Here is a 19679-nt window from a genome sequence, read left to right on the forward strand (position 1 = left end):
CGGGTGTGCTCCGGTGGGTACAGTTACATCCGCCCCGGGCGCAGGCGGCTGCCGGGGGACTGCCCCGCCCAGTCGAGCCGGGCGGCCGCGGCCGCCCGGCTGAACACGGGGTCCATCAGGACACGGCGGACGTCGGCGTACCGGGTCGCCAGGTACGCGGTGCCGCCGGAGGCGATGGGCACCAGTGGCACCGGGTCCTCCCGGCGCATCCTGGCCAGCTCCGGATGGTCGCCGACGCCTTGCCACTCCGTGAACGGGAACATCATCCGAACCAGCGCTCCAGCGCGGTCTCCAGCGGACCGGAGCCCGCGACCCAGGCGACGTGCCCGTCGGGGCGCACCAGCACACCCTCCACTTCGGACAGTGCGCTGCCCGGCTCCACCTTGGCCGCCACGACGTCCACCCCGGCGGCTGTCCATGGCTCGCCGGAGAGATTCAGCAGCAGGCCGCGGCCCGAGCGCAGCAGCGACGTGGTGTCCGTCGCCCCCGAATCCGTGGTCAGCACCGAGAACGGCAGCCGCGCGCCGACCAGCGGGTGCGCGTCTTCGCCGTAGCGGACGTCGAGGCCCGCGATCGCGGCGGCGAGATGGTCGCGGACCGGGTCGTGCTTGATCAGTTCGCGGAACACCTCGCGCAGCGGGTCGACCGAGGCGTCGCCGAGCAGCAGCTGGGCCTGCGCCTGGATGTTCGTCTTGACGCGGACGCCGACCGGGTGACGCTCGGCGTGGTAGCTGTCGAGCAGCCCGGCGGGCGCCGAGCCGCGGACCTCGGCGGCGAGTTTCCAGCCTAGGTTGAACGCGTCCTGCAGGCCCAGGTTGATCGCCTGCCCGCCGATCGGCATCAGATGATGCGCGGCGTCGCCCGCCAGCAGCGCCCGGTCACGCCGGTACTCCGTCACCTGGCGCGCGGTGTTGCCGAACGCGTCGACCCACACCGGCTCGCCGGCGCTGACGTCTTCGCCGGTGACGCGCTGGTAGGCCGCGACGACCTCGGCGAACGTCGGCGGGCCCTGCCGCCTCTGCGGTGGGCGGCCGAACTCGTGCACCACGAGCCGGATGAGCCCGCCGTCGATCGGCAACGCGATCGCGAGACCAGCCGGATAACGCTGGAAGAACCGGAACGGCACCTCGATGCCGCGTACGTCCGCGCGCAGCAGCTCCAGCCCGGCGTCCACCCCGGGGAAGTCGAACCCGGCCAGCTCGCGGACGCTACTTTGCTCGCCGTCGCAGCCGACGGCGTACCGAGCCGTCAGCGAGCCGTTGATCACCACCTCGGACCCGGTCTGGTCGAGCGAGGTCACCTCGTAACCCCGGCGGATCTCCGCGCCGAGTTCCGTCGCCCATGCCGTGAGCATGGCTTCCACGCGTGCCTGTGCGATCTTCATTCGTCCGGGATGGGCGGTCGGCAGCTGGCCGAGGTCGAGGTCGAGCCCGCCGAAGTGCCCGTGGTCGTCCCGGTCGACCGCGCCGAGATGCTCCAGCCTGCCGCGCTGATCGAAGATCTCGACGGACCTGGCGTGGATCGCGCCTGCCCGTGATTGAGCGGTCGGCTCGGTCAGCCGCTCCAGCACGATGACCTCGGCGCCGCCCAGTCGCAGCTCGGCGGCCAGCAGCAGACCGGTCGGCCCGGCGCCCACCACGATCACATCGGTGTCAGGCAAGGACTTCCTCCTGGCTCTCGGCATACGCCTTCGCGTGGCGCAGGGTGGCGAGGCTATTGGCACTCAGCGCGGCGCGCACCTGGTCGAGCGTGGCCGGGTCGTGCACGGACACCGAGTGCTCAGACGTGACCAGCACGCCGTCCTCGTCCTCGCGAATCTGCCACTGTCCGCTGTGGAGGGACAGCAACGCGGGCAGCAGCGTCTGCTTGTAGACGATCAGCTTGGGGAAGGTGACCCGCACGGACGAGGTCGTGTGCACCGAGCCGTTCGGCGCGCGAGTGTCCATTTCGAGCAGTTGCAGCCCTGGGATGTCCTCGATCAGCGTGACCCGGTCGACATGCGGCAGCCGCTCCGGCCACCGGTCGGCCTCGTTGATGAACGCGTAGACATCCGAGGCTGATCCCTTGATGTGCACGGTGTCCGCAAACGTGTGCACCGGCGCGGCCGCGCCCTCGGCGAAGGTCTTCAACGCCGCGAGTTCCTTGCGGCTGTTGCGATCCACGGCCGCGTCGATCCAGGCCATCCCGGACGGATCGATCGCCTCGTAGTCGTGCAGCAGACGCACCCGCGAGCTGCCTGCCGACAACGGCTCGATCACCCACGCGCCGCCCATCGACGCGATCGGCGCGCGCGGGACCTCCTGCCGGAACTCGACGCGCAGCGCCTCGGGATCGAGCACGCGCCGGGATGTCCACGTCCTGGGCGAGCCGTTGGCCGTCGCCCACAGCCGGATGCGCTCGACGCTGCCTGACCGCTCCAGCACCGAGGCGTGCACGGTCGGCTCGAAGACCGTCGGCCACCGCGTGACATCGGCGAGGAACTCGTAGATGTTCACGGCCGCCGCGGCAACGGTGATCTCGTGTTCGACGTTCATCGTTCTCCTTCAGAAGTTGCCGAGGCCGCCGCAGACGTTCAGTGCCTGCGCGGTGATCGAGCCAGCGGTGTCCGAGACGAGATAACCGACCAGGCCGGCGACCTCCTCCGGCGTGCTGTACCGGCCGAGCGGGATCTTGGCCTGGAACCGGTCGAGCACCTCGTCCTCGCCGATGTCCCACGCGGCCGCGTAGCCGTGGCGCACCCGCTGCGCCATCGGCGTTTCGACGTAGCCGGGGCACACCGCGTTGACCGTGATCCCGCTCTTGCCCAGCTCGTTGCCCAGCGACTTCGTGAACCCGACCACCGCGTGCTTCGACGCCGAGTACGGCGCGCCCAGCACCACACCCTGTTTGCCGGCGGTCGACGCGATGTTCACGATCCGGCCCCACGGCCGGTGCCGCAGCCCGCCGGTGTTCAGCACCGCGCGGGTCATCCGGAACACCCCGTGCAGATTGGTGTCGATCACGTCGAACCACAGCTCGTCGACCAGATCGGCGGTGACCCCGCCGCCGCTGCGGCCCGCGTTGTTGACCAGGATGTCCACCGGCCCGTACCGGTCGACCGCCGTCTGGACGAACGCCTGGACGTCCGTCTCGGAGCGGACGTCGCATTCGGTGCCGTCGACTTCGAAGCCGTCCGCGCGCAGCTGCTTGACGGTCTGCGAGACGTCGTTGCGCGCGCAGAGGAAAACCTGATGCCCGGATTCGGCGAGCTGCTTGGCGACGGCGAGGCCGATCCCGCTGGTGGCGCCGGTGACGAGTGCGGTCCTAGCCATGGTTGATCAGCTCCAGCAGCGCGCGCGGGGTGCGGGCGGTCGCGGTCGCGTCGTCGTCGAGTTCGACACCGTGGTCGCGCGAGAGCCGTCCGGTGGCCTCGATCAGCGCGACCGAGTCGTACCCGAGGTCGGCGAACTCGGCGTCGATCAGCTCACCGCTGACCGGCTCCGGCGAACCGGCGCAGTCCGTCAGTATCAGCAGCAGCTCGTCCAAGGTGAGCACTGTTCAATCCTTTCGTCGCAGCAGGATCGCCGAGTTGAAACCGCCTTGTCCGCGCGCGAGCACCAGCGCGGTGCGCAGGTGCGCGGGCCTCGGGACGGTGACCAGGTCCAGGTCGTAGGCGTTGGTGACATTGGTGGTCGGCGGGATGACGCCGTCGCGGATGGCCAGCAACGCCGACGCCACGTCCAGCGCGCCGCCACCCGCGTAGAGCCGCCCGGTCATCGTCTTGGGCGCGGTCACCGGCACCTTGCCGAGCACGCCCGTGATCGCTTCGGCCTCTGCGAGGTCCAGCTCGGGCACGGCGGCCGCGTCGGCGAACACCACGTCCACTGTGGACTCCCCGGCGTCCGCGAGAGCCAGCTCGATCACCCGGCGATAGGCGTCCGGACCGAACGTGGCCGCGTACCCGGCGATCTCGCCGTACCCACGCTCACCGGCCGTTTCTTCGTTCTCCAGCACCAGGATCGCCCCGCCCTCGCCGGGCACGTGACCGGCCGCGCCGGTGTCGAACGGCAGGTACGCGCGTTCCGGATCCGCCGACGTGCTCACCCGGCCGCTCGCCAGCAGCGAGACCCAGCCCCACGGGCAGAGCGCGCCGTCGACCGCGCCGGAGACCACGAACGGCGTGCCCGCGCGGATCTGCCTGCGCGCGTGGCCGAGCGCGTCGAGCCCGCCGGCCTGGTCCGAGACGAGCACGCTCGACGGCCCGCGCAGCCCGTTGCGGATCGAGATCTGCCCGGAGTTCACCGCGTAGAACCAGGCGAACGACTGGTACGCGCTCACGTGCTTGGGTCCCTTGCTCCACAGGTTGCCCAGTTCACGCTGCCCGAATTCGAAGCCGCCGCCGGTGCTCGCGGTGACCACCCCGCCGCCGCCGGTCTCCTCGATCCCGGCGTCCTCCAACGCCCACGCCGCGCTCGCGAGCGACAACCTGGTCATCGGATCGGTCTGGGGGAGCAGCCTGCCCGGCAGGTGCTCGGCCGCGTCGAACCCGGTCACCTCGCCCGCGAGTGTCGCCGCGTACCGCGACGGATCGAACCGGGTGAGCCGCCCGATCCCGCCACGGCCGGCGAGTGTCGCCGCCCAGTAGTCCTCGACCCCAAGACCGTTGGGCGCCGCGACGGAAATCCCGGTCACCAGTGTCTTCACGCGACACCCGCCAGGACCATCGCGGACTGGAACCCGCCGAACCCGCTGCCGACGGTCAACGCCGTGCCCACCCGCTGCTCGCGTGCGGTCAGCGGCACGTAGTCCAGGTCGCAGCGCGGATCGGGCTCGTGCAGGTTCGCGGTCGGCGGCAGGACGCCGTAGCGCATCGCGAGCAGGCAGGCCGCGATCTCGATCGACCCGATCGCGCCGAGCGAATGCCCGACCATCGACTTGATCCCGCTCATCGGTGTCCGGTACGCGTGCTCGCCGAGCGCCAGCTTGACCGCCGCGGTCTCGTGCACGTCGTTCTGCTGCGTGCCCGAACCGTGCGCGTTGACATAGTCCACATCGGACGGATTCAGCTTCGACTGATCGAGCGCCAGCCCGATGGCCGCGGCCATCTCGGTGCCGTCCGGCCGCAGCCCGGTCATGTGGAACGCGTTGCTACGGCTGGCATAGCCGGTGATCTCGCCGTAGCAGTCGGCCATCCGGCGGCGCGCGTGTCCGGCTTCTTCGAGGATGAACACCGCCGCGCCCTCACCGAGCACGAAGCCGTTGCGCGAGCGGTCGAACGGTCGTGACGCCTGCTCGGGCTCGTCGTTGTGCGGGGTCGTCGCCTTGATCGCGTCGAAGCAGGCCACGGTGATCGGCGAGATCGGCGCGTCGGACGCGCCGGCGATCATCACGTCGGCCGAGCCCTCGCGGATCAGCTGCCAGGCGTGCCCGACCGAGTCGATCCCCGACGTGCAACCCGTGGACACCACCGCGGCCGGTCCCTGCGCGCCCAGCGCCGTCGCGACCTCCGCGGCCGCCGAACTCGGCGCGAACGCCCCGTAGAGGTGACGCATCGCGTAGTCGGGATCGACCAGCCACTGCTTGCCGTCGTCGCTGACCACCCGGTATTCGGCGTCCAGCGTCATCGTCGCACCGACCGCGGTGCCGAGCGCCACGCCGGTCCGCTCGGGTTCCACAGTGGACAATCCGCTGTCGGCCAGCGCTTCACGGGCGGCGACCACGGCGAACTGCGTCATCCGGTCCATCCGCCGCAGGTCCTGCGCCCCGAGCCCGTGCGCGCGCGGGTCGAAGTCGATCTCGGCCGCGACCTGCGAGCGGAACGGCGACGGGTCGAACGCCGAGATCCGGCGGGTGGCGGTCCTGCCGTCGGTGAGCAGTGTCCAGAACGGTTTGACGCCGACGCCGCCCGGCGCGAGCACGCCCATCCCGGTCACCACGACCTGCCGGGTCACGGTGCCTCCCACTGATAGAAGGAGGTGGCCAGCGCGTCGGCGGGCGAGCGCCAGGTCTCCGGGTCGAACGGCGAGATGTGCGGCTTCAGGTCGGCGCTCACAGCCACGAACAGTGGATGCGTGCGTGCCTGTTCGATCGACTGCGGCCCGTCGCCGTCGAAGTCCTGCAGATGGAAGTACAAGCCCTGATACGAGAAGAGCTCTCGTCGCTTGGTGCCCATGATGCCGGGCATCTCGCTGCGGTCGAACTCCTCGAAGATGCCGGCGACGTCCTCGCCGGAGCCGGGCGCCATCCGCGCCACGATCAGTGTCCTCATCGCGGTTCTCCAAACCAACGTCGCAGTGCGGCGGTCAGGTCTTCGTCGCCTGCCCAGGCCACGTGCCCGTCCGGACGGACGAGCAGTGCTTCGGTCTTGGCCGGCACGTTCTGGGCGGACGCGGTGACAACGTTGACCCGATCGCGCCAAGGCGCCGCGGCCAGGCGCAGTTCGGCGTCGTCCGAGAGATCGAGCAGCAGGCCGCGCGCCGGGTGCAGCAACTCGGTCGTGTTCGGCGCGCCGTCGAGTTCCAGGCGAGGCAATCGCTTGCCCAGCAAGGGATGTTCGCCGGGGCCGACGTCGTAGCGCAGGTCCAGCCCGGTGACCATGCCCGCCAGATGCCGGGTGACCTCGGCGTGGGAGATCAGGTCGCTGAGGACGTCGCGCACCGGCTGGATCGTGTCGTCGCCCATCAGGACCGTGCCCTGCGCGGCCGAGTTGACCAGCAGCCGCTCGCCGACCGGGTGCCGTTCCGAGTGGTAGGTGTCGAGCAGTCCGTCCGGCGCCCAGCCGCCGACCTGCGCGGCGAGTTTCCAGCCGAGGTTGACCGCGTCCTGCACGCTGACGTTGAGGCCCTGACCACCGGCGGGCAGGTGGACGTGCGCCGCGTCGCCCGCGATCAGGATCCGGCCCTTCCGGTAGGCGGTGGCCAGCTTGGCGGGGTCGCCGAACGCGCTGATCCAGAGTGGACGGCCGTGGGAGATGTCCTCACCGGTCAGCCGGTGCCAGGTCCCGGCGAACTCCGCGAAACTCGGCGGCTCGGTCCGCCGCCGCGGTGGCGCGGCCCGTTCACACAGGATGACCCGGTCGACGCCGTCGCCGATCGGCCCGACGATCACCATGCCCAGCGGCAGCGACCGGCCGATCATCCGAGGTTCGAGCGCGCAGCCTTCGACGTCGGCGAGCATCAGTTCACGGGTGGCTTCGCGGCCCTCGAAGCCGATGCCTGCGAGAGTCCTGACGAGACTGCGGCCGCCGTCGCAGCCGACGACGTAGTCCGCGCGCAGCTTGCCCGAAGTGGTCTCGACCTCCACGCCGCCGTCGGTCTCGGTGAGCCAGACGACCTCCTCGCCACGGCGGATGTCGGCGCCGAGCGAGGTGGCCCATCGGGCGAGCACGGCCTCGGTGCGGGCCTGGGTGACGCCGTACGCGCCGTGGTGCGCGCCGTCGAGCACCCCGAAGTCCACCGGCAGCCCGCCGAAATGCCCGCCTGGCGTGGTCTTGAGTTCCCCGAACAACGGGAGAATGCCCCGCTGATCGAAAACCTCCATGGTCCGCGCGGTCAAATTCAGTCCGCGTGATTCGCCGGTCGGCTCCGGCAGTTTCTCGAGTACCACCACCGCGGCACCGCCGAGCCGGAGTTCACCCGCCAGCATCAAACCGGCGGGGCCCGCGCCAACGACGACAACTCGCATCTGCCCACCCTCGCCGCTCGAATCCCCGGTGAATTCAAATTTCCACCCGTTCACGGGCGCGGGCAACGAGTTGTCCGTCAAATTCCGGCAAGGCTTTGGCAGACCATGTCAAAACATGTCAGAGGAACGTCAAATCAGGCCTGGCCCAGGCGGAATCCGACTCCTCGCACGGTGACGATCCAGCCGCTGGAGCCGAGTTTGCGGCGCAGGCTGTTCACGTGGGTGTCGAGCGTGCGGCCGAGATCGTGCTCGTCGCCCCAGACCTCCAGCATGATCTCCTTGCGCGGGACGACGCAGCCGCGACGCGACGTCAGCAGCCGCAGCAGGTCGAATTCCTTGCGGGTCACCGCGATGAGCCGGTCGTGCAGCCGGACCTGCCTGGTGGGCGCGTCGAGCCGGAGCGGGCCTTCGGGAGCGGACGCGGCGATCGGCTGCCGCCATGGCCTCGGCGGCAGTTCGACCGGCTCGCACTCGCCGAAGAACGCGGGCCAGTCGACCGAGACCCCGCGCTCGTGCAGCCACGCCAGCGTGGTGACCACTGACCGGTACTCCTGACCGCCGCGCACCAGCGGCGCGAACTCGGCGGCGGGCACGCAGTCCTGCCCGAGTTCGGACAGTACGCCGTCCGCGCCGACTTCCGCGAACGTCGAGACCCCGTCGTCGGCGAGCGAGAAGATGCTGCCGAACAGCCGGGGCGGCGAGGCCATGTGCGACGCCCAGAACTCCGGCGACGTGACGTCCCCGCCGATGACGATCGGCAGTACCGGCGGCCGGAGCGTGACCGTTTCGAGCACTTTGTCAAAGATCCCGCCCCGGTAGGCGGTCACCAGCGTGCACGCGTCCGCGAGTGACAGCACGCCCGCGACGTACGCCGCGGCCAGCGCGCCGACGGACTTGCCGAGCACGACGTCCGGCCGCACCCCCCAATGCCCGAACAGCCGCACGAGCGCGAGTTCGAGCACGAACACGTCGTCGTCCACTCGCGACCTGAGGTCGGCGGCGGTCTCGGCGAACACGGGGTAGCGCGCGCTCAGCAGGTCGACCGTGCTGGTCGGATCGGCGGCGCGGCTGGTGAACAGGTAGGCGATCGGGCTGAACGCCGCCCGCGTCACCGGCGTCCGCCCGTCCGCGACCCCGGCGAGTCCCTCGAGCAGTTTCCCGGTGTCCTCCGCGACGATCGCGGCGCGATATTCGAACGGGCGGCTGGCCGCCAATGTGCAGGCGACATTTTGCGGATCGGCAGTTGCTCCGAGATGAGCGCGGAGTTTTCCCGCGTATTCACGCACGGCGGACTCGGAACGGCCGGACAGCACCCACGGCATCGGGCTTCCACCTGCGGGAATGCCTCTTTGCAGCGGCATGGGACGCAGCCCCAATGAGCGGGACAATTTGTCCGCGAGTTCGGGATTGCGGCCGATTTCCACGACCAGTCGCCACGAATCGGAATCGCAGTGCTGGACGGACATTTCGAGCGCGCCTACCTGCCACACCTCGCCTATCCCCATCAGCCCATTAATGCCAGACGCGGACCCGCTCCGTGTTCCTCCATCCAGGTGGTCTGATGTCTTGATCGCGCCACGCTGGGTGGCGGACCCCGGTTTGATTGAGTTTGCATCGGTATGCATAATCATTCGTATGACGGTGAAGATCGCGGTGGCCGGGGCGAGCGGGTACGCGGGCGGGGAGCTGCTGCGCCTGCTCTTGACGCACCCCGAGGTCGAGATCGGCGCGCTCACGGCGGCCAGCAGCGCGGGCACGAAGCTCGCCGCGCACCAGCCGCACCTGGTCCCGCTGGCGGACCGCGTGCTCCAGGAGACCACGAAGGACACACTCGCCGGGCACGATGTCGTCTTCCTCGCACTGCCGCACGGCCATTCGGCCGTGATCGCCGCGCAGCTCGGGCCGGGCACACTCGTCGTCGACCTCGGCGCCGACCATCGCCTCTCCAGTGCGGACGACTGGGCGCGCTGGTACGGCGGCGACCACGCGGGCCAGTGGCCGTACGGGCTGCCCGAACTGCCCGGCGCGCGCGAAAAGCTGAAGAACACCAAGCGCATCGCGGTGCCCGGCTGCTTCCCGACCGGCGGCTCGCTCGCGCTGGCGCCGGCGTTCGCCGAGAAGATCATCGAGCCCGACGTGACCGTGGTGTCGGTGACCGGCACCTCCGGCGCGGGCAAGGCGCTCAAGCCGAACCTGCTCGGCTCCGAGGTCATGGGCTCGGCCAGCGCGTACGGCGTCGGGGGAGCGCACCGGCACACCCCGGAGCTCATGCAGAACCTCGGCGCGATCGCCGGTGAAGCGGTCACCGTGTCGTTCACGCCGGTGCTCGCGCCGATGTCACGCGGCATCCTGACCACCGCCAGCGCGCCACTGCGCCGGCCCACCGACGCCTACGAGCTCTACCGGAAGTTCTACGCCGACGAGCCGTTCGTGCAGGTACTGCCCGAGGGCATGTGGCCGACCACGGCGGCGACGCTCGGCTCCAACAACGTCCAGCTGCAGGTCACCGTCGACGCGCTCGCGAACAGGCTCGTCGTGGTCGCCGCCATCGACAACCTGACCAAGGGGACCGCGGGCGGCGCGATCCAGTCCATGAACATCGCTCTCGGCTTCGAAGAAACCATCGGCCTTTCCACGGTAGGAGTCGCACCATGACCGTCACCGGTCCGCAGGGATTCCGCGCGGCGGGGGTGGCCGCCGGGATCAAGGCGGGTGCGCTCGACCTCGCGCTCGTCGTCAACGACGGCCCGCTCGACATCGCCGCCGGGGTGTTCACCCGCAATGTCGTCAAGGCCGCTCCCGTGCTGTGGTCGCAGGAGGTGCTCAAGCAGCAGCGGCTCAAGGCGGTCGTGCTGAACTCGGGCGGCGCCAACGCGGCGACCGGCCCGCTCGGCTTCCAGGACACGCACGCCACCGCGGAGAAGGTCGCCGAGGTGCTGAACGTCGGCGCCATCGAGATCGCCGTCTGCTCCACCGGCCTGATCGGGGAGCGGCTGCCGATGGACGCCGTCCTGTCCGGCGTGGACACGGCGTTCAAGGCGCTCGAGGCGTCCGAAGAGGCCAGCCTCAACGCGGCGACCGCCGTGATGACCACCGACAGCAAGCCCAAGCAGGCCCGCAAGGCGCACCGCGACGGGTGGAGCGTCGGCGGTTTCGCGAAGGGCGCCGGCATGCTCGCGCCGAACCTGGCGACCATGCTCAGCGTGCTCACCACCGACGCCGTGGTGGCCAAGGACGCGCTCGACAAGGCACTGCGCGCCGCCACGAAGGTCACCTTCGACCGGCTCGACGTCGACGGCGGGACGTCCACCAACGACACGGTGCTCGTGCTCGCCTCCGGCGCCAGCGGCGTCGAACCGTCCGACGCCGACCTCACGCAGATGCTCATCGACGTGAGCCTCGACCTGGTGCTGCAGCTGCGCGCGGACTCCGAGGGCGCGACCAAGGAGGTCGACCTGACGGTCAAGGGCGCGCGGTCCGAACAGGACGCGATCAATGTCGGCCGCACCGTCGCCGAGGACAACCTGGTCAAGACCGCGCTGTTCGGGTCTGACCCGAACTGGGGCCGGATCGCCATGGCACTCGGCCGCGCGCAGGCGCACATCGACCCGGACACGCTGTCCATCACGATCAACGGCGCGACGTTGTTCGCCAACGGCACCACCGCGCAGGACCGGTCCGAGGCCGACCTGTCCGACCGGCACATCGACATCGTCATCGACCTCGGTGTCGGTGAGCACGAGGCCACCATCTTCACCACCGACCTGTCGCACGGCTACGTCGAAGAGAACAGCGCGTACTCGTCATGAGCCCTTCCGAATCACTGATCCCCGCCGACGAGCGGCTCGCACTGGCCGCCGAAAAGGCGGGCGTGCTCATCGAGGCACTGCCTTGGTTGCAGCGGTTCCACGGTGCGACGGTCGTCGTGAAGTACGGCGGCAACGCGATGATCGACGACGAGCTCAAGCAGGCGTTCGCCGAGGACATGGTGTTCCTGCGGCTCGCCGGCCTGAAGCCGGTCGTGGTGCACGGCGGCGGCCCGCAGATCACCTCGATGCTGACCAGGCTCGGCATCGAAGGCGAGTTCAAGGGCGGCCTGCGCGTCACCACCCCGGAGACGATGGACATCGTCCGGATGGTGCTGGTCGGCCAGGTCAGCCGGGAGCTGGTCGGGCTGATCAACAAGCACGGCCCGTACGCCGTCGGCATCTCCGGTGAGGACGCGCAGCTGTTCACCGCCGAGCGCAAGCAGGCGACGGTCAACGGCGAGGCCGTCGACATCGGGCTGGTCGGCGAGGTCGCGACGGTCAACCCGGACGCGGTGCTCGACATCGTCAACGCGGGCCGTATCCCGGTGGTGTCCACCGTGGCGCCGGACATCGACGGGGTCGTCCACAACGTCAACGCTGACACCGCGGCCGGTGCGCTGGCCGCCGCGCTCGGCGCCGAGAAGCTCGTCGTGCTCACCGACGTCGAAGGCCTGTACGCGAACTGGCCCGACCGGTCCTCGCTCGTCGACCGGATCCGGGTGGACCGGCTGGAGCAGCTGCTTCCCGGCCTGGCCAGCGGCATGATCCCGAAAATGGAGGCCTGCGTCCGAGCGGTCCGAGGCGGGGTCAGCCGCGCCCACGTGATCGACGGCAGGCTGGCCCATTCCGTGCTGCTGGAAGTGTTCACCTCGAGGGGAATCGGGACGATGGTCTTTCCGGAGGATGAGTTGCCATGACCGAAATCAAGTCCAATGTAGACGGACAGGAGCACTGGAAGTCCGCGCTGATGGACAACTACGGCACCCCGCAGCTGACCCTCGTCCGAGGTGAGGGCGCTGTGGTGTGGGACGCCGAAGGAAAGTCCTATGTGGACCTGGTGGGCGGCATCGCCACCAACGCGCTCGGCCAGGCGCACCCCGCGGTCGTCAAGGCCGTCAGCGAGCAGATCGCCAAGTTCGGGCACGTCTCCAACCTGTACGTGAACCCGGTCGCGGTCGAACTCGCCGAGACGCTGCTCGACGTCGCAGGCCTCACCGGCAACGCCAAGGTCCTCTTCGTGAACTCCGGCGCGGAGGCCAACGAGGCCGCGCTGAAGATCAGCAGGCTGACCGGCCGTTCCAAGATCATCGCCTTCGACGGCGCGTTCCACGGCCGCACGATGGGCGCGCTGACGCTGACCGGCCAGCCCGGCAAGCGCGACCCGTTCAAGCCGCTGCTGCCGGGTGTCACGCATCTGCCGTTCGGTGACGTCGACGCGCTGAAAGCCGCCGTGGACAACGAAACCGCGGCCGTCATCATCGAGCCGATCCTCGGCGAGGGCGGGGTCATCCCGGCGCCGGACGGCTTCCTGCAGGCCGCCCGCGACATCACCAAGGACAACGGCGCGCTGCTGATCCTCGACGAGGTCCAGACCGGCATCGGCCGTCTCGGCACCTGGTTCGCCTTCCAGCAGGCCGGGATCGTCCCCGACGTGTTCACGCTGGCCAAGGGCCTCGGCGGCGGGCTCCCGCTCGGCGCGGCCATCGGCGTCGGCGCGGCAGCCGACCTGATGAAGCCGGGCCACCACGGCACCACCTTCGGCGGCAACCCGGTCTGCTGCGCGGCCGGTCTCGCGGTCATCAAGACGATCATCAAGGACGACCTGCTCGACCACGTTTCCGCGCTGGGCAAGGACATCGCGGCCCGCGCCGAGCAGTTCCCGCTGGTCTCCGGCGTCCGCGGCGCAGGCCTGCTGATCGGCATCGGCCTGCGCAAGCCCATCTCCACCACGGTCGCGCAGGCGATGCAGGAGGCCGGTTACCTCGTCAACCCGATCCAGCCCGACACGATCCGGCTGGCACCTCCGCTGACCCTCACCGCCGAGCAGGCCGACGGCTTCCTCGACGCGCTCGAAACCACCACAAAGGACCTTTGATGCCCAGGCACTTCCTCCGTGACGACGACCTAACCCCTCAGGAGCAGGCCGACATCCTCGATCTGGCCGACAAGCTCAAGGCCGAGCCGCACAGCTCGCAGGCACTCAAGGGCAAGTCGATCGCCGCGATCTTCGAGAAGAACTCGACGCGCACCCGGCTCTCCTTCGACGTCGGCATCCACCAGCTCGGCGGGCACCCGATCATCGTCGACGGCAGGGCCATGCAGCTCGGCCGCGAGGAGACCATCGAGGACACGTCCCGCGTCCTGTCGCGTTACGTCGACGCCGTTGTCTGGCGGACCTTCGCGCAGAAGCGGATGGACGCGATGGCCTCCGTCAGCCGGGTCCCGGTGATCAACGCGCTCACCGACGAGTTCCACCCCTGCCAGGTGCTCACCGACCTGCAGACCATCCGCGAGCGCAAGGGCAAGCTGGCCGGCGTCACCGTCACCTACCTCGGCGACGGCGCCAACAACATGGCCCACTCGTTCCTGCTCGGCGGCGCGACCGCGGGCATGCACGTCCGGGTCGTCTCGCCGGTGGGCTTCCAGCCGGACCAGGGTGTCACCCTGGACGCGAAGAAGCGCGCGCACGAGACCGGCGGCAGCATCACCTCGTTCACCGACCCGCACGCCGCGGTCGACGGCGCCGACGTGCTGGTCACCGACACCTGGACCTCGATGGGCCAGGAGAACGACGGCCTCGACCGGGTCGGCCCGTTCCGGCAGCTGCAGGTCAACAGCGCGCTGCTGGCCCGCGCGGCCGAGGACGCGATCGTGCTGCACTGCCTGCCCGCGCACCGCGGCTGGGAGATCACCGACGAGGTGATCGACGGCCCGGCCAGCGCGGTGTGGGACGAGGCGGAAAACCGCCTGCATGCCCAGAAGGCGCTGCTCGTCTGGCTGTTCCAGGAGGCAGAACGACGATGACCAGGGCTGGCAGACAGGCGCGGATCTCGGAGCTGGTGTCCACCATGGCCATCCGGAGCCAGACGGAACTGGCGAAGCTACTCCTCGCCGAGGGAATCGAAGTCACGCAAGCGACGTTGTCGCGTGACCTCGACGAACTCGGCGCGGTCAAGCTGCGTGGCGCGGACTCGGGCGCTCCGATCTACGTGATCCCGGAGGACGGCAGCCCGGTCCGCGGTGTCCAAGGTGGCACCTCGCGGCTGTCCCGCCTGCTCGCCGAACTGCTCGTGTCCGTGGACTCGTCGGGGAACCTGACGGTACTGCGCACCCCGCCGGGCGCGGCGCAGTTCCTGGCCAGCGCCATCGACAGGGCGGCACTGGAAGAGGTCGTCGGCTCCATCGCGGGCGACGACACGGTCGCGGTCATCGCCAGAGAGCCGCTGACCGGCAAGGATCTGGCCGAACGGTTCACCGCGTGGGCGAACCGGTCCGAACACACTTCTTGAAAGGGAACACCTTGAGCGGCATCCAGTTGTGGGGCGGGCGGTTCGCCAGCGGTCCCGCCGAAGCCATGGCGGCGTTGAGCCTGTCGACCCACTTCGACTGGCGTCTGGCGCCTTACGACATCGCGGGTTCGCGTGCGCACGCCCGTGTCCTGCGCAAGGCCGGGCTGCTCACCGATGACGAGCTGATCGGCATGCTCGCCGCGCTCGACACGCTCGCCGCCGACGTCGAGTCCGGCGCGTTCACCCCGGTGCTCGCCGACGAAGACGTCCACACCGCGCTGGAGCGGGGCCTCATCGAGCGCGCGGGCACCGAACTCGGCGGCAAGCTGCGGGCGGGCCGGTCACGTAACGACCAGGTCGCCACGCTGTTCCGCATGTTCCTGCGCGACGCGGCCCGCCGGATCACCGCGGGGACCCTGGATGTCGTGGAAGCCCTTGTCTCCCAGGCGGAACGCTATCCCGACGCGATCATGCCAGGCCGCACGCACCTGCAGCACGCGCAGCCGGTGCTGCTCGCGCATCACCTCCAGGCGCACTGCCAGGCTTTGCTGCGTGACGTCGGCCGCCTGCGCGACTGGGACATCCGCACCGCCGAATCCCCTTACGGCTCAGGCGCTTTGGCCGGTTCGTCGCTCGGGCTCGACCCCGAGTCCGTCGCCGCCGAACTCGGCTTCGACACCAGCGTCGACAACTCCATCGACGGCACGGCTTCGCGTGACTTCGCCGCCGAGTTCGCGTTCGCGGTGACCATGCTCGCGGTGAACCTGTCGCGGGTCGCCGAAGAGGTGATCATCTGGAACACCGCCGAATTCGGCTACGTGACGCTCGACGACGCATGGGCGACCGGCAGCTCGATCATGCCGCAGAAGAAGAACCCCGACGTCGCGGAGCTGACCCGTGGCAAGGCCGGACGCCTCATCGGGAACCTCACCGGCCTGCTCGCGACGTTGAAGGCACAGCCGCTGGCGTACAACCGGGACCTGCAGGAGGACAAGGAGCCGGTCTTCGACTCCGTCGACCAGCTCGAACTGCTCTTCCCCGCGCTCGCCGGGATGCTCGGCACGCTCACCTTCCACACCGAGCGGCTCGCCGAGCTCGCGCCGGCAGGCTTCACGCTGGCCACGGACATCGCCGAGTGGCTGGTCCGCCAGGGCGTGCCGTTCCGCGTCGCGCACGAGGCGGCGGGGGAGAGCGTGCGGGTCGCCGAGGCGCGCGGCGTCGGGCTCGACGAGCTGACCGACGAGGAATTCGAGAAAATCAATCCCGCACTGACCGCGCAGGTCCGTGAGGTGCTCACCGTCGAAGGCTCGGTCCGGTCGCGGAACTCGCGCGGCGGAACCTCACCCGATCGTGTGGCGGAGCAGCGGACTCGGCTGGTGGAGCGGGTCGCCGCCGTCCGTGAGTGGCTTCGCTGACCGATCATCGGACCGTGACTGCCGTTACCCTCTCCGCATGCAAAAGTCAGTGATCACCCGTTCGGCTGGCGTCGTGACCTTGGTGCTGGGCCTCGTCTCGGCAGCGGGTCCGGCGTCGGCCGCGGAGTGCGGCTGGTCGGTCCGGTACCTGCCCAAGCCGGCCGGCGACAGCCTCGTGCAGGTCATCGGGGCCGACGCACACGGCGGCTACGCGGGTTTCGGCGACGTGTCGGGCGTGGTCACCTGGTCCGGCACCGCCGCGACGGTGGTCGGCAACCCGCCCGGACTGAGCGGCGCCATGGTCGACGACATGAACGCGGCGGGCACGATCGTGGGCGAAGCACTCGACAGTGCGATTCGCGGTTACCGAGCGTTCTCACTGAGTAACGGCTCGTTCCAGCTGCTGCCGATCCCGGACGGCTACCTGGAGGCACACGCGATCGCGGTCAACGCGGCAGGCGACGTGCTCGGCAAGGTGACCGACCGGGTCAGCGTCAAGGTCGTCATCTGGCGCGCGGGCGTCCCGGCCGTGCTCGACATCGGGTCCGGTTTCGACCCGGTCGACCTCGACGACGACGGCTCGGTCCTGCTCAACAGCTCCGAGGGCGCGCACGTGTGGTCGAACGGCGCGATGCGCGGGCTCGCCGCTCCCGCAGGCTTCGGACCGGCGCGCGGCCAGGCGATCCGTGGCGGCAAGGTCGTCGGCTACGCGCTGGACCCGTCGAGCCCGACGCCGCAGGAGGCCTACGCGCACGCGTTCGCGTGGGTCGACGGCCAGCCGGCGGAACTGGCGGACGGGACCGTCGCCGACGGGATCAACGTGAACGGGCTCATCGCGGGCACGACCGGCAAGGGCGACACGCGCCCCGCGGTCTGGCGAGGCGTCGAGGCCGACCAGCTGAGCCTGCCGCTGCAGGGCTCCGGTTACGTGACCGCGGTCGGTGACAACGACACCATCGCCGGGCATATCAACCGGGCCCCCGTGGTGTGGCAATGTAACGCCTAGCGACTTGAGGGGGCTGCGATCACAGCGCATGGGCGGTTGTTCACCCGCGACGAGCTGTCCGTCGATCCGGTGGACCTGGCGAAAATCCTGCTCGGCTCAGTGATCGAGGCGACGGGCCCGGACGGCACGGTCGCCGTCCGGCTCGTCGAGGTCGAGGCGTATCGCGGTCAGGACGACCCGGCGTCGCACTGCTATCGCGGCAAGACCCCGCGCAACGCGGTCATGTTCGGTCCGGCGGGCTTCCTCTACGTGTACTTCGTCTACGGCATGCATTTCTGCGCGAACATCGTCGGGACCGAAGATGGCGTGCCCGGCGCGGTGCTGTTGCGCGCAGGCGAGGTCGTCTCCGGGCTTGACGTGGTGCGGAAGCGTCGTCCGAGCGCCCGCGGTCCCGCCGAGCTTGCCAAGGGCCCGGCGATCCTGACCTCGGTGTTGAGGCTGGACAAAGCACAGGACGGCGCCGATCTCCTGTCGTCGTCGTCGAGTGTCCGGCTGTACACCGGCGACGAGGTCCCGGCTTCGGAGATCCGGTCAGGGCCGCGCGTCGGCGTCGCGATGGCGATGGACACTCCGTGGCGGTTCTGGATCGACGGCTCGCCTGCCGTCTCGACGTATCGCCGAGGTGGAAAGCGCCGTACCCGGTCGATATCGGCTTGACCAGGTGCGCGAGGATCTAAGGCGTGAGTGAACACATCCTTGACGAGCTGTCCTGGCGCGGCCTGATCGCGCAGTCCACCGACATCGACGCACTGCGCCGAGACCTCGACCAAGGACCGATCACCCTCTATTGCGGCTTCGACCCGACCGCGCCCAGCCTCCACGCGGGCAACCTCGTCCCGCTGCTGATGCTCGCGCGGTTCCAGCGCGCCGGGCACCGGCCGATCGCGCTGGCAGGCGGCGCCACCGGCATGATCGGCGACCCGCGTGACACCGGCGAGCGCACGCTCAACACGCTGGACGTGGTGGGCGAGTGGGCCGAGCGCATCCGAGGGCAGCTCGAGCGGTTCGTGGACTTCGACCTGCCGTCGAACGGCGCGATCATCGAGAACAACCTGGACTGGACCGGGCCGCAGAGCGTGCTCGAATTCCTGCGCGACGTCGGCAAGCACTTCCCGGTCAACACGATGCTGAACAGGGAGACGGTGAAGCGCCGCCTGGAGACCGACGGCATGTCGTACACCGAGTTCAGCTACCTGCTGCTGCAGTCGCAGGACTACCTGAAGCTGAACGAGAAGCACGGCTGCAAGCTGCAGGTCGGCGGGTCCGACCAGTGGGGGAACCTGGTCGGCGGCGTCGACCTGATCCGCCGGGTCAAGAGCGCGAGCGTGCACGCGCTGACCGCGCCGCTGGTCACGGACGCCGAGGGCCGCAAGTTCGGCAAGTCGACCGGCGGCGGGAACCTGTGGCTCGACCCGGAGATGACCTCGCCGTACGCGTGGTTCCAGTACTTCGTGAACGTCGGCGACACGGACGTCATCCGGTACCTGCGGATGTTCACGTTCCTCTCGCAGGAGGAGATCGCCGTGCTCGCCGAGGACACCGCGGAGCGGCCGCACCTGCGTGCCGCGCAGAAGCGGCTGGCCGAGGAGTTCACCACGCTGGTGCACGGCGCGGAGAACACCCGGCAGGTCATCGCGGCTTCGGGTGCTCTGTTCGGACGCGGTGAACTGGCCGAGCTGGACGCGCGGACGCTGGAAGCCGCACTGGCCGAGGTGCCTTCCGGTGAGGTCAAGGTGTCGGACGAGCCGACGATCGTCGACCTGCTGCTGGCCGGCGGGCTCGTCGACAGCAAGGGCGCCGCGCGCCGCACCGTCAAGGAAGGCGGGGCGTACGTGAACAACGTGAAGGTGACCGACGAGGAGTGGAAGCCGTCCCTCGAGGGGGCGCTCCACGGCCAGTGGCTCGTCGTGCGCAAGGGCAAGCGGAACCTGTCGGGCGTCCGCCTGCGCGGCTGATCGGGCTTGCGGCCCGAAACAGGGGTCTGACCTGGGCTTTTGCACTTAAGGTACCCCCCTGTTTCGGGCCCCGATCGGGCGTGTAAAGTTCTCCAAGTCGCCAGGGAAACCGGGCGGCCGACCGGGACTGCGAACCAAGCTCTCGCCTCAGGTGATTGAGTGGGCGTCCCACCAAAACTGCTAGGAATTGATGCTAGGGATAAGGCCGTGTGCGGCGCGATCCCGAGCGTGTTGCTTGAGAACTCAACAGTGTGCTAGTGAACTAAGCCAGTAGAGCTTATATATTGAACCTCGTTTGAGGTTCCTTTGAGTGCATTAAATTG

The 19679-nt window shown here is 69.6% G+C and carries 20 protein-coding genes; 10 read left to right on the plus strand and 10 right to left on the minus strand.

The window, feature by feature from the left end; translation table 11 throughout:
- Nucleotides 1-23: 23 nt before the first annotated feature.
- The 10 genes from ACFV15_RS43380 to ACFV15_RS43425 all read right to left on the minus strand — a co-directional run bounded on the left by ACFV15_RS43380 (nt 24) and on the right by ACFV15_RS43425 (nt 8984).
- Nucleotides 24-266 carry a hypothetical protein gene (locus tag ACFV15_RS43380; RefSeq protein ID WP_378358689.1) on the minus strand — a complete coding sequence of 81 codons (243 nt, stop codon included), beginning with the start codon at nt 264-266 and terminating at the stop codon, nt 24-26.
- Nucleotides 263-1660: an FAD-dependent monooxygenase gene (locus ACFV15_RS43385; RefSeq protein ID WP_378358690.1), complete on the minus strand. Its 1398-nt coding sequence runs from the start codon at nt 1658-1660 to the stop codon at nt 263-265. Before ACFV15_RS43385 ends, ACFV15_RS43380 begins: the two co-directional genes overlap by 4 nt.
- Nucleotides 1653-2534, minus strand: coding sequence for an aromatase/cyclase (locus ACFV15_RS43390; protein ID WP_378358692.1), 882 nt, complete (start codon nt 2532-2534; stop codon nt 1653-1655). Before ACFV15_RS43390 ends, ACFV15_RS43385 begins: the two co-directional genes overlap by 8 nt.
- A gap of 9 nt (nt 2535-2543) precedes the next feature.
- Nucleotides 2544-3311, minus strand: a complete 768-nt coding sequence (gene fabG / locus ACFV15_RS43395; RefSeq protein WP_378358694.1) for a 3-oxoacyl-ACP reductase FabG — start codon at nt 3309-3311, stop codon at nt 2544-2546.
- The gene (locus ACFV15_RS43400) at nt 3304-3534 is read right to left on the minus strand and encodes an acyl carrier protein (protein ID WP_378358696.1); all 231 of its coding nucleotides are present in this window, start codon (nt 3532-3534) and stop codon (nt 3304-3306) included. The genes fabG and ACFV15_RS43400 overlap by 8 nt, the downstream gene beginning before the upstream one ends.
- Nucleotides 3535-3537: 3 nt before the next feature.
- A complete protein-coding gene (locus ACFV15_RS43405; protein WP_378358698.1) occupies nt 3538-4683 on the minus strand; it encodes a ketosynthase chain-length factor in 1146 nt (381 codons plus the stop codon).
- On the minus strand, nt 4680-5930 hold the full coding sequence (locus tag ACFV15_RS43410; RefSeq protein ID WP_378358700.1) for a beta-ketoacyl-[acyl-carrier-protein] synthase family protein: 1251 nt from the start codon (nt 5928-5930) through the stop codon (nt 4680-4682). Before ACFV15_RS43410 ends, ACFV15_RS43405 begins: the two co-directional genes overlap by 4 nt.
- Complete coding sequence (locus tag ACFV15_RS43415; RefSeq protein ID WP_378358701.1) at nt 5927-6247, minus strand: TcmI family type II polyketide cyclase; 321 nt, start codon at nt 6245-6247, stop codon at nt 5927-5929. Before ACFV15_RS43415 ends, ACFV15_RS43410 begins: the two co-directional genes overlap by 4 nt.
- Complete coding sequence (locus tag ACFV15_RS43420; protein ID WP_378358703.1) at nt 6244-7662, minus strand: FAD-dependent monooxygenase; 1419 nt, start codon at nt 7660-7662, stop codon at nt 6244-6246. The genes ACFV15_RS43415 and ACFV15_RS43420 overlap by 4 nt, the downstream gene beginning before the upstream one ends.
- 134 nt (nt 7663-7796) lie before the next feature.
- Complete coding sequence (locus ACFV15_RS43425) at nt 7797-8984, minus strand: winged helix-turn-helix domain-containing protein (RefSeq protein WP_378358704.1); 1188 nt, start codon at nt 8982-8984, stop codon at nt 7797-7799.
- A gap of 313 nt (nt 8985-9297) precedes the next feature.
- Here ACFV15_RS43425 and argC point away from each other — a divergent pair, with 313 nt between their 5' ends.
- The 10 genes from argC to tyrS are packed head-to-tail and all read left to right on the plus strand — an operon-like array spanning nt 9298 to nt 19356.
- Entirely contained in the window at nt 9298-10317 is a 1020-nt protein-coding gene (gene argC / locus ACFV15_RS43430; protein WP_378358706.1) for an N-acetyl-gamma-glutamyl-phosphate reductase, read from the plus strand.
- Nucleotides 10314-11471: a bifunctional glutamate N-acetyltransferase/amino-acid acetyltransferase ArgJ gene (gene argJ, locus ACFV15_RS43435; RefSeq protein WP_378358707.1), complete on the plus strand. Its 1158-nt coding sequence runs from the start codon at nt 10314-10316 to the stop codon at nt 11469-11471. Before argC ends, argJ begins: the two co-directional genes overlap by 4 nt.
- On the plus strand, nt 11468-12388 hold the full coding sequence (gene argB / locus ACFV15_RS43440) for an acetylglutamate kinase (protein WP_378358709.1): 921 nt from the start codon (nt 11468-11470) through the stop codon (nt 12386-12388). Before argJ ends, argB begins: the two co-directional genes overlap by 4 nt.
- On the plus strand, nt 12385-13566 hold the full coding sequence (locus tag ACFV15_RS43445) for an acetylornithine transaminase (RefSeq protein ID WP_378358711.1): 1182 nt from the start codon (nt 12385-12387) through the stop codon (nt 13564-13566). The genes argB and ACFV15_RS43445 overlap by 4 nt, the downstream gene beginning before the upstream one ends.
- Nucleotides 13566-14495, plus strand: coding sequence for an ornithine carbamoyltransferase (gene argF / locus ACFV15_RS43450; RefSeq protein ID WP_378358713.1), 930 nt, complete (start codon nt 13566-13568; stop codon nt 14493-14495). Before ACFV15_RS43445 ends, argF begins: the two co-directional genes overlap by 1 nt.
- Entirely contained in the window at nt 14492-14980 is a 489-nt protein-coding gene (locus ACFV15_RS43455) for an arginine repressor (RefSeq protein ID WP_378358715.1), read from the plus strand. Before argF ends, ACFV15_RS43455 begins: the two co-directional genes overlap by 4 nt.
- A 20-nt stretch (nt 14981-15000) precedes the next feature.
- Nucleotides 15001-16395, plus strand: a complete 1395-nt coding sequence (gene argH / locus ACFV15_RS43460; protein WP_378358721.1) for an argininosuccinate lyase — start codon at nt 15001-15003, stop codon at nt 16393-16395.
- A gap of 37 nt (nt 16396-16432) precedes the next feature.
- On the plus strand, nt 16433-17401 hold the full coding sequence (locus ACFV15_RS43465; RefSeq protein ID WP_378358717.1) for a hypothetical protein: 969 nt from the start codon (nt 16433-16435) through the stop codon (nt 17399-17401).
- A gap of 36 nt (nt 17402-17437) precedes the next feature.
- Complete coding sequence (locus tag ACFV15_RS43470; protein ID WP_378358719.1) at nt 17438-18058, plus strand: DNA-3-methyladenine glycosylase; 621 nt, start codon at nt 17438-17440, stop codon at nt 18056-18058.
- 23 nt (nt 18059-18081) lie between these two features.
- Complete coding sequence (gene tyrS, locus ACFV15_RS43475; RefSeq protein ID WP_378358720.1) at nt 18082-19356, plus strand: tyrosine--tRNA ligase; 1275 nt, start codon at nt 18082-18084, stop codon at nt 19354-19356.
- Nucleotides 19357-19679: the final 323 nt, after the last annotated feature.

The sequence above is a fragment of the Amycolatopsis sp. NPDC059657 genome (assembly GCF_042734395.1).
Classification (GTDB): domain Bacteria; phylum Actinomycetota; class Actinomycetes; order Mycobacteriales; family Pseudonocardiaceae; genus Amycolatopsis.

Excerpts from the sequence above, each read along its gene's own strand:
- ACFV15_RS43380 (WP_378358689.1), bottom strand. The coding sequence starts at position 266 with ATGATGTTCCCGTTCACGGAGTGGCAAGGCGTCGGCGACCATCCGGAG.
- ACFV15_RS43390 (WP_378358692.1), bottom strand. The coding sequence starts at position 2,534 with ATGAACGTCGAACACGAGATCACCGTTGCCGCGGCGGCCGTGAACATC.
- fabG (WP_378358694.1), bottom strand. The coding sequence starts at position 3,311 with ATGGCTAGGACCGCACTCGTCACCGGCGCCACCAGCGGGATCGGCCTC.
- ACFV15_RS43415 (WP_378358701.1), bottom strand. The coding sequence starts at position 6,247 with ATGAGGACACTGATCGTGGCGCGGATGGCGCCCGGCTCCGGCGAGGAC.
- ACFV15_RS43420 (WP_378358703.1), bottom strand. The coding sequence starts at position 7,662 with ATGCGAGTTGTCGTCGTTGGCGCGGGCCCCGCCGGTTTGATGCTGGCG.
- ACFV15_RS43425 (WP_378358704.1), bottom strand. The coding sequence starts at position 8,984 with ATGCCGTGGGTGCTGTCCGGCCGTTCCGAGTCCGCCGTGCGTGAATAC.
- argC (WP_378358706.1), top strand. The coding sequence starts at position 9,298 with ATGACGGTGAAGATCGCGGTGGCCGGGGCGAGCGGGTACGCGGGCGGG.
- argJ (WP_378358707.1), top strand. The coding sequence starts at position 10,314 with ATGACCGTCACCGGTCCGCAGGGATTCCGCGCGGCGGGGGTGGCCGCC.
- argB (WP_378358709.1), top strand. The coding sequence starts at position 11,468 with ATGAGCCCTTCCGAATCACTGATCCCCGCCGACGAGCGGCTCGCACTG.
- ACFV15_RS43445 (WP_378358711.1), top strand. The coding sequence starts at position 12,385 with ATGACCGAAATCAAGTCCAATGTAGACGGACAGGAGCACTGGAAGTCC.
- argF (WP_378358713.1), top strand. The coding sequence starts at position 13,566 with ATGCCCAGGCACTTCCTCCGTGACGACGACCTAACCCCTCAGGAGCAG.
- ACFV15_RS43455 (WP_378358715.1), top strand. The coding sequence starts at position 14,492 with ATGACCAGGGCTGGCAGACAGGCGCGGATCTCGGAGCTGGTGTCCACC.
- ACFV15_RS43465 (WP_378358717.1), top strand. The coding sequence starts at position 16,433 with ATGCAAAAGTCAGTGATCACCCGTTCGGCTGGCGTCGTGACCTTGGTG.